This window comes from Candidatus Poriferisodalis sp. (assembly GCF_965215815.1).
Classification (GTDB): Bacteria; Actinomycetota; Acidimicrobiia; order Acidimicrobiales; family Poriferisodalaceae; genus Poriferisodalis.
The window spans coordinates 1126488-1141662 of record NZ_CBDCEO010000013.1; the positions used below are offsets into that span (position 1 = coordinate 1126488).

The 15175-nt window shown below is 66.1% G+C and carries 12 protein-coding genes and 1 tRNA gene; 11 read left to right on the top strand and 2 right to left on the bottom strand.

Annotated elements, in window-relative coordinates; all coding sequences use genetic code 11:
- The first annotated feature begins 231 nt into the window (after positions 1–231).
- The 10 genes from dnaN (at position 232) to ACOOHB_RS15235 (ending at position 10214) form a co-directional block, all read left to right on the top strand.
- Positions 232–1341, top strand: a complete 1110-nt coding sequence (gene dnaN / locus ACOOHB_RS15190; RefSeq protein ID WP_420445656.1) for a DNA polymerase III subunit beta — start codon at positions 232–234, stop codon at positions 1339–1341.
- A 33-nt stretch (positions 1342–1374) separates the two neighbouring features.
- Entirely contained in the window at positions 1375–2484 is a 1110-nt protein-coding gene (gene recF, locus ACOOHB_RS15195; protein ID WP_420445657.1) for a DNA replication/repair protein RecF, read from the top strand.
- 38 nt (positions 2485–2522) lie between these two features.
- Complete coding sequence (locus tag ACOOHB_RS15200) at positions 2523–2843, top strand: DciA family protein (protein WP_420445658.1); 321 nt, start codon at positions 2523–2525, stop codon at positions 2841–2843.
- A 264-nt stretch (positions 2844–3107) separates the two neighbouring features.
- Entirely contained in the window at positions 3108–5078 is a 1971-nt protein-coding gene (locus tag ACOOHB_RS15205; protein ID WP_420446920.1) for a DNA gyrase/topoisomerase IV subunit B, read from the top strand.
- A 36-nt stretch (positions 5079–5114) separates the two neighbouring features.
- Complete coding sequence (gyrA, locus tag ACOOHB_RS15210) at positions 5115–7661, top strand: DNA gyrase subunit A (protein ID WP_420445659.1); 2547 nt, start codon at positions 5115–5117, stop codon at positions 7659–7661.
- 9 nt (positions 7662–7670) lie between these two features.
- Positions 7671–8204 (top strand): pilus assembly protein TadG-related protein, encoded by a 534-nt coding sequence (locus tag ACOOHB_RS15215; RefSeq protein ID WP_420445660.1) that lies wholly within the window; start codon positions 7671–7673, stop codon positions 8202–8204.
- Positions 8205–8221: 17 nt separating this feature from the next.
- Entirely contained in the window at positions 8222–8917 is a 696-nt protein-coding gene (locus ACOOHB_RS15220) for a DUF3566 domain-containing protein (protein ID WP_420445661.1), read from the top strand.
- 63 nt (positions 8918–8980) lie between these two features.
- A tRNA-Ile gene (locus ACOOHB_RS15225) sits at positions 8981–9054 on the top strand.
- 20 nt (positions 9055–9074) lie between these two features.
- Entirely contained in the window at positions 9075–9212 is a 138-nt protein-coding gene (locus ACOOHB_RS15230; protein WP_420445662.1) for a hypothetical protein, read from the top strand.
- Between the two features lie 15 nt (positions 9213–9227).
- Positions 9228–10214, top strand: a complete 987-nt coding sequence (locus tag ACOOHB_RS15235; RefSeq protein ID WP_420445663.1) for a Gfo/Idh/MocA family oxidoreductase — start codon at positions 9228–9230, stop codon at positions 10212–10214.
- A 57-nt stretch (positions 10215–10271) separates the two neighbouring features.
- On the opposite strand, the gene ACOOHB_RS15240 is transcribed toward ACOOHB_RS15235, so the two are convergent.
- Entirely contained in the window at positions 10272–11009 is a 738-nt protein-coding gene (locus tag ACOOHB_RS15240) for a maleylpyruvate isomerase family mycothiol-dependent enzyme (RefSeq protein ID WP_420445664.1), read from the bottom strand.
- On the opposite strand from ACOOHB_RS15240, the gene lgt reads away from it, so the two are divergent.
- On the top strand, positions 11008–12042 hold the full coding sequence (gene lgt, locus ACOOHB_RS15245; protein WP_420445665.1) for a prolipoprotein diacylglyceryl transferase: 1035 nt from the start codon (positions 11008–11010) through the stop codon (positions 12040–12042). The two genes, ACOOHB_RS15240 and lgt, sit on opposite strands and share 2 nt — an antisense overlap.
- A 632-nt stretch (positions 12043–12674) precedes the next feature.
- On the opposite strand, the gene ACOOHB_RS15250 is transcribed toward lgt, so the two are convergent.
- Positions 12675–14795, bottom strand: coding sequence for an HNH endonuclease (locus tag ACOOHB_RS15250; protein ID WP_420445666.1), 2121 nt, complete (start codon positions 14793–14795; stop codon positions 12675–12677).
- Between the last annotated feature and the right edge of the window lie 380 nt (positions 14796–15175).

The following is a 15175-nucleotide window of genomic DNA, read 5'->3' on the forward strand; positions in this document are numbered from 1 at the left end:
GCCCTCGGGAAAAGTCGCACTTATCCACCGCCGCGCCATCGATCAAGGAAAAGGGAGGGTGTAGCTGTGGACGCGGCAAGCAAGACTGTTGATGGGCCTTATGGCGCTGATCTGCGACAACGGCTCATTGTCCACAATTCACAGCCCCTACAACTACTACTGCATAAGTCTCAACCATCACATTGAGGATTGTCTGTTTCATCGGTCTCGTACGGCCAAGGAGAACCGCCCGTGAAATTGCGCATTGAACGAGACGCACTGGTTGACCAGCTGACCTTGGCCAGCCGTGGGGTCAATGCGCGCGGGGGCGGCTTGTTCGTACTCACCGGATTGCATCTGCGTGCTGACGGCGAAGGCCTCACGGTCACGGGAACCGACTTGGACCTCACCGTACGGACCCGGCTGCGGACTCCGGTGGAGACCGAAGGCGAAACCGTGGTCCCAGCTCGTCTTCTGACCGATATCGCCCGAGCGCTGCCTGCCGGCGAGATCAGCTTGGAAGTGACTGACGACGAAGTGCAGATCAGTGGCGCACGGGCACAGTTCTCCGTACGGACGCTGCCGACAGCCGATTTCCCGACACTGGCGCAGCCGGCTGGAAACAACGTGACCGTTCCCGCTGTCGACTTGGCGCAAGCCTTCCGCCAGGTTGTCCGTGCTGCAAGTTCCGACGACGCCCGCCCGATCCTGACCGGTGTGCTCATGGCAGCTCGCGGAGACGGACTGCGCCTGGTGGCCACCGACTCCTACCGCTTGGCACTGCGCGACCTGCCCGAGGCTCAAGTCCTGGCGCCAGGGCAACAAGTGCTCGTTCCGTCTCGAGCACTCGAGGAGCTCGGACGGATCTTGGACCCCAGCAAGGACGTGACCATGCGCCTGGGCGAACGTGAGGTCACCTTCGAAGTCTCCGACGAGTCCCAAACCGCCCAGGTGACCTGCCGTCTCATTGCGGGCGACTTCCCTAGCTATGAACCATTGATCCCCGATTCGCACGACAACCGCTTGGAAGTGGACCGTGCCGCGTTGCTCGACGGGGCTCGCCGGCTCCGCTTGCTGGCGCGCGACACGAATGCGCCGCTGCGAATGGAACTGCGCGACGACAGCATCGAGCTCACCGTCATCTCCCAGGACGTCGGGAGCGCGAGCGAGGAAATCGACGCCACGTACGAGGGAACGCCGACCACGGTCGCTTTCAACCCCGACTATCTGATCGAAGGCCTTGAAGCGGCTGGCGGCGACACCGTCGAGCTGGTCCGGCTCGATGCCCTCAAGCCCGCCGTGCTTCGAACGCCTGGCCATGGCGAGTTTCTGTACCTGTTGATGCCAGTGCGGGTGTCGTAGTCAGCTGAACCGCCGCCTGCAGAGCCAACTCTTGTGATCGTTGCTTGGCTGAGCATCGAGAATTTCCGGAACCATCGATCTACGAAGCTGTCGCTTGACGAGACCCGGACGCTCGTGGTCGGGCCCAACGGGCACGGCAAGACAAACCTGCTCGAGGCCATCGCGATGCTCAATGGCTCGGGTTCGTTCCGCGGGGCGAACGCGGAGACTCTCGTGCGGGCCGGCTGCGAGCGGGCCTACGTGCGCGCCGAGATCCGCCGGGAGCGTCGGAAGTACCTGGTGGAGATGGAGATTGCAGCCGCGGGCCGTTCCCGGGCCCAGGTGAATGGCCAGCGTGTGCGATCGCTGCGCGATCTTGCCGATGTGGTCAGTGCTGTGGTGTTCTGCCCAGCAGACCTGTCGATCCCTGCTGGCGGACCAGCCGTGCGGCGGGAACTGCTCGACGACGTGCTCACCGCCACCGATCGCGAGTACCGGGCGGCTCGTCTCGATTTTGAACGGATTCTGCGACAGCGCAACAACCTGTTGAAGCAGGCCGGCACTCGTCTCGACAACGAAGCCCTGACCACGCTGGAAGTCTGGGATGCACAGTTCGCTGCTGCTGGCGAGACGGTCGCGGCCCGCCGCGTCGCGCTGTGCACCGCACTGGCGCCCCCTGCACAGGACGCCTACTGCCGACTTGCCGGGACGACAGTTCAGTTGGAGCTGTCCTACGCAGCTCCGTGGCGCGATGGAACGCTCGCCGCCGCCTTGGACCAGGCGCGTTCGGACGATCTGCGGCGCGGTACCACCACAGTGGGCCCACACCGAGACGACATGGAGATCTTCTTGGACGGACTGCCCGCACGGACGCACGCCTCGCAGGGAGAACAGCGGAGCATTGCGCTGGCGCTGCGGCTGGCGCAGCACCGCTACACAGCCGAGACCGGGGGGGTCGAGCCGATCATCCTGCTTGACGATGTCTTCTCCGAGCTCGATGAGGGCCGCGCTCAACGCCTCGTCGGCTGCCTTCCTTCTGCACAGACCGTGGTGACTTCGGCCACCGGGCACGTGCCGCCCGGAATCGAGATTCGCCGCCACATTCAGATCCGCGACGGTGAGGCGATTCCCCAAGACGCTCCGCGCGGCGAGAGCACCAACTGATCGGTGCGCGCCTTTGGGCATGCGAGCATGGGCATCAAATGAAGAGACGTCGCCACGGCACTACTGGGCGCGAGCCTCGGCCGATCAAGGACTCGCTGCGGGCCGTTACCTCTGGTTTCGGTTCGCGGGGCCGGGCGATCGACCTGGGCGAGCGTTGGGCCCAAGCCGTGGGCGAGGCGATTGCGGCCCACGCACAGCCCGAGCGGCTCGAAGCCGGCCGCTTGATCGTCGTTGTCGACGACCCCGCCTGGGCGACGGAATTGCGCTATCACTCCAGCCGGATTCTGGCCGCATTGAACGCTGAAACCGGTGCTGCGACCATCTCAGAACTGCACCTGCGTGTGCATCCTGGCGGATAAGGTAAAAAACCCCGTGTGACCTGCGGTTTTGTTTCTCTTTCTGTGGGCGTTTTGGCACCGAAAATGGCTTGCTCTCCGGTAGACTGAGGCACTAGGAAGAGTGCCGTTGGACACCAGGACCAGGACTTGGAGAGTGAGCTGATCCATGCCGCGCCTGAGACCCCGACTCGCACAGTGACCGACACCTCCTTGGCGCCGACCGCGGCGACCCCAGTGGACGGCGCAGATGCGCCCGACGACGGCACGCCAGTGCCCAACAACAACGTGCCAGCCTCGAACAACAGCGCGGATACGCCGAGGAGTCCCGTCGTAGGCGACTACAACGCCGATGCCATCACGGTGCTCGAAGGTCTCGAGCCCGTGCGTGAACGGCCTGGGATGTTCATTGGCTCAACCGGTCCGGGAGGCCTGCACCACCTCGTCTACGAAGTGGTGGACAACGCCGTCGATGAGGCCATGGCAGGGCACTGCACCTCCATCGAGGTGACCCTGCGGGCAGACGGTACGTGCAGCGTTTCCGACAACGGTCGAGGCATTCCCGTTGAGGCCCATCCGCAGTATCCCGACAAGTCAGCTGCCGAGGTCGTGTTGACCGTGCTGCATGCAGGGGGCAAGTTCGGCGGCGCCGGTTATAAGGTGTCCGGCGGCCTGCACGGCGTCGGCGTGTCCGTTGTCAACGCCCTGTCCTCGGAGCTGGAAGTCATCATCGACCGCGAGGGGCGACGTTGGCGCCTGTTGTTCCGCGACGGCGGCGAGCCTGTCGGCAAGCTGACCGACATCGGCCCCTCGCCCGATGCCAACACTGGCACCATCATCACCTTCCAGCCCGACGCCACGGTGTTCGATCACGTCGAATTCCGAGCCCAGACGCTCACCGAGCGGCTGCAGATGATGGCGTTCCTGAATGCGGGTCTGCGCATCGCCTTCACCGACGAGCGGCGGGCCGAGCCCGTACGCCACGAGTTCTGCTACCCGGGTGGCATCCGTGACTTCGTGCGGCATCTGAACGAAACGTCCGAGGCGCTGTTCGACGGTGTCGGCTACCTGTCAGCGGCAGAAGCCGGCGACGAGGTGGAGATCGCCTTCCAGTGGAACAACGGCTTCAACACCGATGGCATTCACAGCTTCGCCAACGGCATCAACACGATCGAGGGAGGCATGCACGCTGAGGGGTTCCGCTCTGCGCTGACCTCGGCGGTGAACGCCTACGCCCGCGATCGCAAGATGCTGCGCCCCGACGATGGGAACCTCCAGGGCGACGACATCCGCGAGGGACTGACTGCTGTGGTAAGCGTCCGCATGGAGTCGCCGCAGTTCGAAGGCCAGACCAAGGCCAAGCTGGGCAACACCGCAATGCGCAGCCTTGTGCAGAAGGCTGCCTACAGCGGGCTCGGCGAATGGTTCGAGGAACACCCGAGCGAGGCCAAGCTGGTTGTGGGCAAGGCGGTCGACGCTCGCCGGGCCCGAGTCGCCGCTCAGAAGGCACGCAACACCGTGCGCAAGTCGGCGCTGCGGGGCGCCGGCCTGCCGGGCAAGCTCACCGACTGCTCATCCAGCGATCCCGACGAGTCCGAGCTGTACATCGTCGAGGGCGACTCGGCTGGGGGATCGGCCAAAGAGGCACGCGATCCGGCCATCATGGCGATCCTGCCGATCCGGGGGAAGATCCTCAACGTCCAGCGCAGCCGCCCAGAGCGCATCTTCGAGAACAACGAGATCGGCGCGCTGATCTCGGCAATCGGTGCCGGCGTCGACGGCGCGACCGGCGAGGGCGGATTCGACGTCGACCGGGTGCGGTACCGCAAGGTGATCCTGTTGTGCGACGCCGACGTCGACGGCAGCCATATCCGGACGTTGCTGCTGACCTTCTTCTTCCATCGCATGCGCGATCTGCTGCAGTTCGGCTGCGTCTACATCGCCCAGCCGCCGCTGTACTCCACCAAGGTCGGGTCCGAGACGGTGTACCTCAAGGACGACCGCGCAAAGACGGCCTTCCTTGCCGAGCGGACCAACCACCGCAACGAGTTCCAGCGCCTGAAGGGCCTCGGTGAGATGGACGCCCAGGAGTTGTGGGACACCACGATGGATCCGGCTACCCGGACCCTGCTGCGCGTCACGCTCGAGGAGGCCGCCTCAGCGGACCTCATTTTCAGCATCCTCATGGGTGACGACGTGGAAGCTCGCCGGGGTTTCATCCAGAACAACGCCAGCGACGTGCGGTTCCTGGACGTCTAGGCCCAGCACAGCGATGGATCACCGGCCCGATACCCCATGAGCGACGACCAACCCGACAGTCCCGAGAGTCCCGACAGTCCCGACACCGGCGTTGGAATCGGCGTGGTGGATGTCGAGATTCAGACCGAGATGGAGCAGTCCTTCCTGGACTACGCCATGTCGGTCATCACGTCCCGGGCACTGCCCGATGCGCGTGACGGCCTGAAACCGGTGCATCGCAGGATCCTCTGGTCGATGTTCGACACCGGCCTGCGACCGGACCGTCCCCACAAGAAGTGCGCCACTGTGGTCGGCGATGTCATCGCCAACTACCACCCCCACGGCGACGGCTCGATCTATGACGCGCTCGTTCGGATGGGCCAGTCGTTCAGCCTGGCGAACAAGCTGATCGACCCGCACGGCAACTTCGGCTCGCCGTCGGACCCGCCCGCCGCCTACCGCTACACCGAGTGTCGCTTGACGAACCTGGCCATGACGATGGCCGAGGGCATCGACGAGCAGACGGTGGACTTCGCTGCCAACTTCGACGGCTCCCGTACCGAGCCGCTGGTGATGCCGTCACGTTTCCCGAACCTGCTGGTCAACGGCAGTCAGGGCATCGCGGTCGGCATGGCCACCAACATCCCCACGCACAACCTCGGCGAGATCATCGACGCCACGATCCATCTCATCTCCAATCCCGACGCCACCGTCGAGGACCTGATGGCGTTCGTGCACGGTCCCGACTTCCCGACGGGCGGCCGGATGCTGGGCCGAGCCGGCGCACGCGAGGCGCTGACGACGGGCCGCGGCTCGGTGAAGATGCGCGCCCGGGCCGAGATTGTCGACCACGGCAGGCGGTCGAGCATTGTGGTGACCGAGATTCCGTACCAGACCTCCGTCGAGGGCATCGAGCGCAAGATTGCCGATGCGGTGAACCGCAAGGTCATCGACGGCATCACCGAGCTGCGCAACGAGTCCGCAAAGGGCAAGACGCGCTTCGTGATCGAGCTGCGGCAGTCCGCGCCGGCCAATGTGGTGCTCAACAATCTGTGGAAGCACACGCCGCTGCAGTCCAGCTTTGCGGTCAACATGGTGGCGCTCGTGGACGGGGTGCCACGCACGCTGAACCTTCGCAGTGCGCTGGTCGCCTATGTCGACCACCAGATCGAGGTGGTGACGCGGCGCAGTCAGCATCGCCTGGACGTGGCGCGTGCTCGATCGCACATCGTGGAAGGTCTGCTGCGAGCGCTGGACCTGATCGACGAGATCATCGCCCTGATACGCGCCAGTGCGGATCGCGCTGCCGCGCTCGAGGGCCTGTGCGCTGAGCCGATGTCGTTCAGTGGCGAGCAGGCGAACCACATTCTCGACATGCAGCTGAGCCGCCTCACCCGGCTGGGCCGCACCCGATTGACCGACGAGCTGGCTGAGCTGACACGCACTATTACCGAGCTGGAAGCCATCCTCGGCGACGATGCGCGCCTGCGGCAGGTGATCATCGACGAGCTGAGCGCGTTGCGTTCAAATCACGCAATTCCCCGTCGCACCGAGATCGTCTTCGACCCGGGCGACATGGACGCCGAGGACCTCATCGACGACGAGCCGTTGGTGGTGACGCTCACCCGCGAGGGCTATGTGAAGGCCACTTCGCCTGACATGTTCCGCACCCAGGGTCGCGGCGGGCGTGGCGTGCAAGGCGCCCGGCTCAAGGAAGACGATGTCGTGGACCGTGTGATGCTCACAACGGCACACGCATGGCTGCTGTGCTTCACCAACCGCGGCCGGGTGCACCGGCTGAAGGCCTACGAGGTGCCGCTCACGAACCGCACTGCGCGGGGGACCGCGCTGGTGAACCTGCTGCAGTTGGCCTCTGGCGAGCGCGTCGAGGCGGTGGTGGAGGCGCGGGAGTTCCCCTCGGACCGGTACCTGATGTTCATCACGCGCCAAGGTCTGGCCAAGAAGACTGCGCTGAGCGCGTACGAGAACATTCGCTCCAATGGCCTCATTGCGTTGAGCCTGCGCGACGGCGACGAGTTGGTGCGTGTGCTCGAGACTTCGGGCGACGACGACGTGATGATCGTGTCGCGAGCGGGTCGGGCCATCCGGTTCTCCGAAGACGATGTGCGTTCGATGGGCCGAGTTGCAGCCGGCGTTCGGGGCATGCGCCTGCGCGGTGACGACACTGTGGCTGCTGCTGATGCGCTGTCGCCTGGCGATGAGCGTGACCTGCTGGTCGTGGCGAGCACCGGGACTGCCAAGCGCACCGCTGCGGCGCTGTTCAGGTGCAAGGGACGTGGCGGTCTGGGCATGATCGCTGTCAAGATGCCGGACGCCGAGGCTCATGTCGTGGGTGCGCGACTGGTCGGCCCCGACGATGAGGTGCTGCTGGTGTCGTCGAGCGGTGTGCTTATCCGCACTCGCGTGTTGGACATTTCTCAGCAGGGCCGCGCAGCTTCTGGCGTGCGGGCAATGGCCCTGGGCGACGGCGAGACCGTGGTGGCGATTGCCCCTGTCGACCTTGAGGTCGACGAGCCCGAACTCGATGATGTCGGCACGGAATCTGGCGAAATCTCTTCGGACGAGGAGAGCCCACCGGCATAAGGTCGCTCGATGATGTCGGCTGTGCTTGTTTACGTCTCGCCTGTCTCGCCTGTCTCGCCTGTCTCGCCTGTCTCGCCTGTCCGGCGTTTCCGGCAGAGCCAGTGCGGTCAGACCGCGTTGCCGGTGGCGCTGCTGGCGTTTGGGCTGCTGGTCGGATTGGGCCTCGTCGCTCGCTGGGGTCATGCTGCGCTGGCGAGTTCGCGTGCTCAGGCCGCCGCTGACGCGGCAGCGCTGGCGACGCTGACTGTGGCGGATCTCAGCGAGGTTCCCCACGGTGTGCTGCCCGATGACGGCGCGGCAACGGCCGTCGTTCGCGATGCAGGCGGGACACTGCTCGCCTTTGATCTCCACGTCAGTGGCAGCACTGTGCAAGTCGAGGTCGTCGTGGAGCTCGGCGGCCAGCGCGCGGCGGCAGCCGCGGCGGCACAAGTACCGCTACCGCTACCGGTGCCGTTGGGCCCGGTGCCGGTGCCGGTGCCGTTGTCGTTGGGCCCGGTGCCCGGCCGGCTGCCCGGTTCCCCTGACGGGCTGTCTGGCGGCTGACTCCTACACTGCGAAGCGTGGCCGATCCGACATCGGGTGGGGCGCCGCCGTCGCCGGAGCCGAGCGGACCAACTCCCACCGACGAGCTGTTTGCTGAAGCGCTGGGCATTACCCCGGCGGGTCGCTCCCGACGCCGCCGTGCTCCGGTGCCCGACACCGCGTCGCCCGGTCCAGGTGCCCCCCCTCAGATACCGCACGCGCCACCGGGCCAGATTCCGCAGGCGCCGAGCCATGCGCAGCCAGGTCAGGTTGCGCCATCCCATGCGCCGCCGGGCCACGATGCCCCGCCCCCTGCGCAGGAAATGGAGCCCGTCCGCTGGAAATGGCTCAGCCAGCGCCGGGCGCGAGTGCGGCGGACGCACCGGATCCTTCGCCACATCGATCCCTGGTCGGTCTTCAAGGTGTCGGCTCTGCTTTATGCCTGCCTGTACGTAGCGGTGGTGGCCGCGGGCGTGCTGCTGTGGAATGCGGCTCAGCGGTCGGGTCTGGTCGACAAGGTGGAATCGTTCATCACAGAAGTGGGCTCCTACGAGAGCTGGACGATCAACGGCATGGTCATTTACCAGCGCGCCCGGATCATCGGTCTCATCGCCGCCACCGTCGGTGTCGCCTTCAACGTGGTGATGGCAATCATGTTCAACCTGATCAGCGATCTCACCGGCGGCGTGCGTGTCACGGTGCTCGAGGACGAGCGCCGCCCGCCTGCCCGCTGAGTGCTCGAGGGGAGTTCGCACTTGGATATGCCCGCCGGCGGGCTGTAGTGTGAGCGACTTCGCGGGGCTATAGCTCAGTCGGTTAGAGCGCACCCCTGATAAGGGTGAGGTCGTTGGTTCGATTCCATCTAGCCCCACACAATCCGAAGCGGTCATGGTGAGTTTTCTTCGCAGAGTGCTGCTCGCCAGCGTCGTCGGCGGGCTGGTCACCATCATTCTGCGACTGCGTTTTTCCCAAGACGTGCCTCGGCGTGAGGGCAGCTGGCGTGAGCTTTCTGGGCCCGACCTGCGGTGATCGGATGATTTTTCGATGAACTCGGCAGCAGTCATTGGCGCGGGAGCGGTCGGTCAGCGCATCGCCCGGCAGCTGGCCTCTCGAGAGGATGTGGATCTCCTAGTGCTGGGCTCGCGCCACCCCGCCCGGTTGCGTGGGTTTGCCTCGCAGTTGCTTGACGTGGATGTCGAGGTCGTGGAACCGGGCGCGTTGCCCGAAGTCGATGTCGTGGTACTCAGCCTGCCGAGCGGTGGCCACACTGCGCTGGCGGAGAAGGCCCTTGAGCGCGGCGCCCACGTGGTGTCGCTTTCGGGCGCCGTCACCGATGTGGAGAAATTGCTTGAACTCGACAAGCGGGCCAAGAACGCCAAGAAGTCCGTGGTGGTCGGGGCGGGTTTCTCGCCCGGGTATAGCTGCTTGCTGGCACGCCACGGCGCTGCGCAATTCGACGTGGTGACTGAGATTCACATTGCTCGTGTGGGCACGGGAGGTCCTGCCTCCCAGCGCCAACTGCACCGTGCCCGGACTGGGACCTCGATCGACTGGCGGGACGGGGATTGGCGCCGCCGCCGGGGCGGCTCGGGCCGGGAGCTGGTGTGGTTTCCTGATCCGCTCGGTGCGCACGACTGCTACCGGGCTGCGCTCTCGGACGCACTGCTGCTGGTGCCGGCATTCAACGACATCGAACGGGTGACGGCGCGTGTTGCGGGCACCCGCCGCGATCGCCTGACGGCGATGCTGCCGATGCTGCGCCCACCCCATCCCGAGGGCGGGCCTGGGGGAGTGCGCGTTGAGTTGCGAGGCATTCGGGACGGCCGCCACTGCACCGATGTGCTCGGTGTAATCGACCATCCGAGCGCGGCGGCGGCCGCGGTGGCCGCGACTGCCACGGGATGGGCACTGGCCGACGAGCTGCCCTCGGGGGCGTGGGGGCTTGGCATGCTCGACGAACCGCTGCCGTGGCTAGCGGAGTTGGCTGAACGTGGCGTGCGCGCCGCTGCCTACGAGGGCGCCCGCCTGTAGCTCAGCCGCAATTGCAACCGAGCTGCCGTGCCGGTCCAGTTCAGCGAGCCCAGCCGGTCAGATGCGCACTTCGCGTTGCCAGTCCTCGAGCAGTTCGTAGTTGCCGAACGTGTCGAGTGTCTCGGGACCCATGCGGCCCCATACGAACAGCATCAAGTCCTGCGCTGACCCCCGGGCGGCCACATCTGACTTGCGGTGCGCATGCTCGACCTCAAGGCCTTCGGATGTGCGGGTGATGACCCATTCGCCGTCGGCATCGGTGGCGTGCAGGTGGATGGTCTCGCCGTTGCCGGCGAAGACCGTCGGCTGACGCACCGGCAGGAAGAAGTCGAAGACTTCGTCGATGCCGTCGACGGCCGCGGAGGCATCGATCGGATTCGGTGTGCCGTCGAACGCGGATTCGGCGTCCCAGCGGTGCATCACGGCTTCGTTGGCCATGCGTCGCTGCCAGAATCCCATGGTCTGGTCGCGGGGGTTGAAGCTCCAGTAGGGATCACTGGGGTTCCGAGCTGCGAGTTCGTCGGTGAGGCGGGCGAGGGCATCGGCATGCCATTGCGACAGCGTGCAGTCGGGCTGGATGATGCTGTCGCGGTCGACGGGGCCGCCCGCGGCGATGCTGGAGCCGACGAACGTCCACACTCCGGCGCAGTGACCGATCAGCCCCTCGAGGTCCCAACCGGGGCATTCGGGGATGGGCCGCTGCCAGTCGCCGGGCGTGCTGTCGGCCCGGGCGGCGATCTCATTGAGCCGCCGACCCTCTGTTTCCTGCCACTGTGCGTACCCTTGCTGCGTCATGGCTGTTGGCTCTCTCTTTCCGATCGCTGGTGCGCTCGCGGCGATCCCGAGCCCGTCGCGCAGCTACATCTCGCTCGGACCGCTCGACATTCGAGCCTATGGCGTTGCTATTGGCTTGTCCGTGCTGGTTGCGGTGTGGATCACCAGCCGCCGCTGGCGCCGGGCTATTGCTGGCCAGGACGCTTCGTACGTGGTCGGCGCGAGCGATCTTGTCGGGACGCTCGCGGTCTGGGTTGTGCCAGCCGGCCTCGTCGGCGCCCGGCTGTACCACGTCATCACGGACTTCGATCGCTATCGGGACAGCCTCGGCGACATTCCCAAGATCTGGCATGGCGGCCTGGGCATTTGGGGCGGGATCTCGGGTGGCGTCCTGCTAGCGGTGTGGATGCTGCGCCGCGGCGGGCACAGCACCCCGACGATGCTCGACGCACTGGCACCGGCGCTCGCTGTGGCCCAGGCCATCGGCCGGCTGGGGAACTGGTTCAACCAGGAGCTGTACGGGCGCCCCACCGATCTTCCGTGGGCACTTGAGATCGACCAGGCACATCGTGTCGCCGGTTACGGCCTTGAAGAGACGTTTCATCCGACGTTCGCCTACGAAGCCCTGTGGAATCTGGCGCTGGCAGCGACGCTCGTCTGGGTGGTTCCCAAGGCGCTGCCCCGCCTGCGCACCGGCTACCTGTTCGCGGCATACGTGTTCGGCTACACCGCCGGGCGTGTCTGGATCGAACTGCTCCGCATCGACAACGCCACCGAGCTAGGCGGCCTGCGCATCAACGTCTGGACCAGCATCGTGGTCGGCCTAGCAGCACTAGCCGCACTATTCGTAGGCCTGCGCCCCGCCCCTGCCGCTGAACTCGCTCCCGCAGCCGATCCAGACGACGGTGGGCGGGTGACTCCCGATCCAGACGACGGTGGGCGGGTGACTCCCGATCCAGACGACGGTGGGCGGGTGACTCCCGATCCCGCGCCGATCAGCGAGAGGATTTCCGCTGTCGGCGACGTCGAAGATCCCGACGATCCGGTCCGCTGACTTGGAGGCCTCCCAGCGCCTCACTTGTCAGCCGGACTTCACTCTCGCAGCGTCGAGGGATGTCCTCACCGCCAGCAGAGCTTCATAGCGCAGTTTGGTCGCGCTCTGGGGTGGGGTGGGGGTCATATCGGTTGAAGTACGTCGGGGATATCGGTAACGGCTTCACTCGTAGGCCAGTTCTGAATTTGTCGCGTTCAGCCGTCTCCATTGCTTGCACGTCCGCGACGATGGCCCGAAACGCCGCAAGAAATCGACGTTTCTAGGCGGTCTGCAATCTCGCATAGTCGCGTTTGAATGCGAAGGCTCCGCGTTGCGTTGGCACTGTCGTTGCTAGTCGGGGAACTCGTCGGGGGTCAAGCACTCCCGGTGCGCGAAGGCTCCGCGTTGCGTTGGCACTGTCGTTGCTAGTGCTGTGACCACAATCGTTCGCGCTGCTGCTCGGTGTGGTGTTGGTAGGGGTGTCGTTCGCGCTGCCGGGTGTGTCGTTGGGGTTGGCGTCGGTGGGTGTGTCGCCAGCCGCGAGGGGGTGGATCACGGTCACGGTGGTCCTGTCGGTGTTGTGTCGTCGATCGGGCCCTCCGTGGCGAAGTCAGACGCAGAGCAATGCCCTGAGGTCGCTGCTGGGATCACGGTCACGGTGGTCCTTTGGCCGTTGTGTAGTTGGTCTGGCTGGTGGTGTTGGTGCGCGGTGTGGTGCTCCAGCGGCGTGGGGCTGTGCGGCGTTCGAGGCGTTCGTTGTTGTTGTGAAGTTTGTTGTGGCAGTCGTTGCAGAGGGCTGCGAGATTGGGGATGTCGGTGGTGCCGTTGTCGGCGGCCCATTCGTTGATGTGGTGGTCGTGGCAGCGGTGCATGGGTGCGCGGCACAGCACGCAGCCGCGGTCGCGTATCGCGACGGCGAGTTGCTGGGCGGCGCTGGCGTGTCTGCGGCTGCGTCCGAGCCACAGGATTTCTCCGTTGGTGTCGAACAGTGCGCCGCGGATGCGGGTGTCGGGTGAGAGGTTGTCGAGGATCGCGGGCGGGACGGGTCCGGCGCCGAGGAGTTCGCAGGTTCCGTCGGGTTTGGTGCCGTCGATGACGCCGATCTCGGCGATGACGATGAGCTGGTTGGGTGCCTGGGCAGGCCGCCATCGATCGATCGAACGGCCCGCCGGGCTGTCGGGGACGTCGCCGCCCGAGCCGTGCCTCGCCTCGCCGGCACCGCCATGGCGTGGGCGTTCGGTGCGGTCGCGGGCCTGTGCGTAGTGGCCGGGGCCGCGAACGCTAAGTACGCCGTGGTCGACGTCGCTATGTGCGTCGTGGCCAACATCGTTGTTGTGGCCTTGCCCGGCAACGTTGTGTCCGCCACGGTCGGCGGCGCTGTTGCGGTCGGGCCCGTGATCGTTGTTGTGGTCGCGGTCGGTGTCGTTGTGTCCGCCGTGGTCGGCGTCGCTATGTGCGTCGTGGCCAACATCGTTGTTGTGGCCTTGCCCGGCAACGTTGTGTCCGCCACGGTCGGCGGCGCTGTTGCGGTCGGGCCCGTGATCGTTGTTGTGGTCGCGGTCGGTGTCGTTGTGTCCGCCGTGGTCGCCTTCGCGATATCCGCCGTGGTCACCGTCGCTGTGTCCGTCGCGGTCGGCGTCGCTGCGGTGGCCCCGGCCGGTATCGCTGTTGTGGTCGCGGTCGGTGTCGTTGTGTTTGCGGTGTTTGTCGTTGGTTTGTGGGGGGCGGGCGGTGTTGGGGGGGTGGGCGGCGGGGTGGTCGATGGTGGCCAGGGCGTTGCGGTCGGTGATCATCTCGAAGAGGCTGTCGGCGAGGCGTTGGCGGTTGTCGCGGATCTGGCTCGGTGTGGCGTCGCGTCCGCCGTCGAGACGCCACAGGGCGTCGTTGTAGGTCTCGAGCGCTTGGCGCATCAGCGCGAAGCTGACCGGGTCGAACTCGGCGTGCAGCACGCCCATCCCGGTGGACTCATCGACGAACAGCGACGCGCAGCGCTCTCGGCGCTGACGGCCCAGCTCGCACTCCACAGCGGCAGGATCGTGACGCGCCACGAACGCTTTGGCCTGTTCGCGCAGCTTCTCAGGCGACACCACCGCGGCGGCTTCGAGCAGCTCAGCAGCGGTGTCGACCGCGTCGGGGCTGGTACGCCGTGCAGCGTCGGCGAGCACTTGGGCATGCTCGGCTGTGAGCGCTCCAGCGGCCAGGCCCCGTGCCACATTGGGCATCTGGGCGATCTGTTCGCTGGACTCAACGGTTCGCTTGGCGTTGCGCCTGCTCAGCCGCGCCCGGCCCACCAGCGCGACTCGACCCGACCCAGGTCGGGCGGCTTCGAGCGCAGCAGTTGCTGAGAGCACCACCGCGTCCGCGGCCGAACGCAGCCGAGACGCAACATCAACGACATCGCCGAGCATGTCGCAGTCCGCATCGCCCAACGGCACCCGCGAGGCCCGAGCGACAACGTCACGCGCCCCGCACAGCACCGACAACACACCCTCAACCGGCGGCACCGGCTCAGCCGGCTCAACCCGAAGCGACTCGGGCGCAACCGGCGGCACGGGTTCGGCTCGATGTGGCGTGGGTTCGATCGGCGGCACGGGTTCGGCTCGATGTGGCGTGGGTTCGATCGGCGGCACGGGATTGGCCGGCTCAACCCGAAGCGACTCGGGCGCAACCGGCGACGACAGCGCGGGTAGAACGGTCACGGCCGCGTCGTTCGCCGGGATCGAGCCAGTCGGCATGCCCGCCGCCGAATCGCTGCGAACGTCTGAGCGCTTCATGACAGTGACTGTAAATATGGGGTGTTACACGAAGGCCTTGAAACAACCCCGCAACGGCATCACCGAATCCGAATTGACACCAGCGCAACCCCCACACCCCACCGCGACTTTCACCGAGCATCGACCGCGACATCCCCTGAGCGCTCACAGCGACGGCCAGCCGCGAAATCAGCGTCAGCGTCGGGCTCGGAATCGCGTTGTGGCACGGTTCGCGCAGTGACACGGGATCACCGCTGCACAGGCTTCTTGGCTTGCGCGACCATTTGGCGTGCGGCGGTCTTGGATGTCTGGCGCCGGGTGCTGTTTCGGGTGCCCATTACCCTCCGCAACTATCCCAGCCGGTAGCGACAGGCACCGATAGCTGCTTCTTGGTCTGCGTC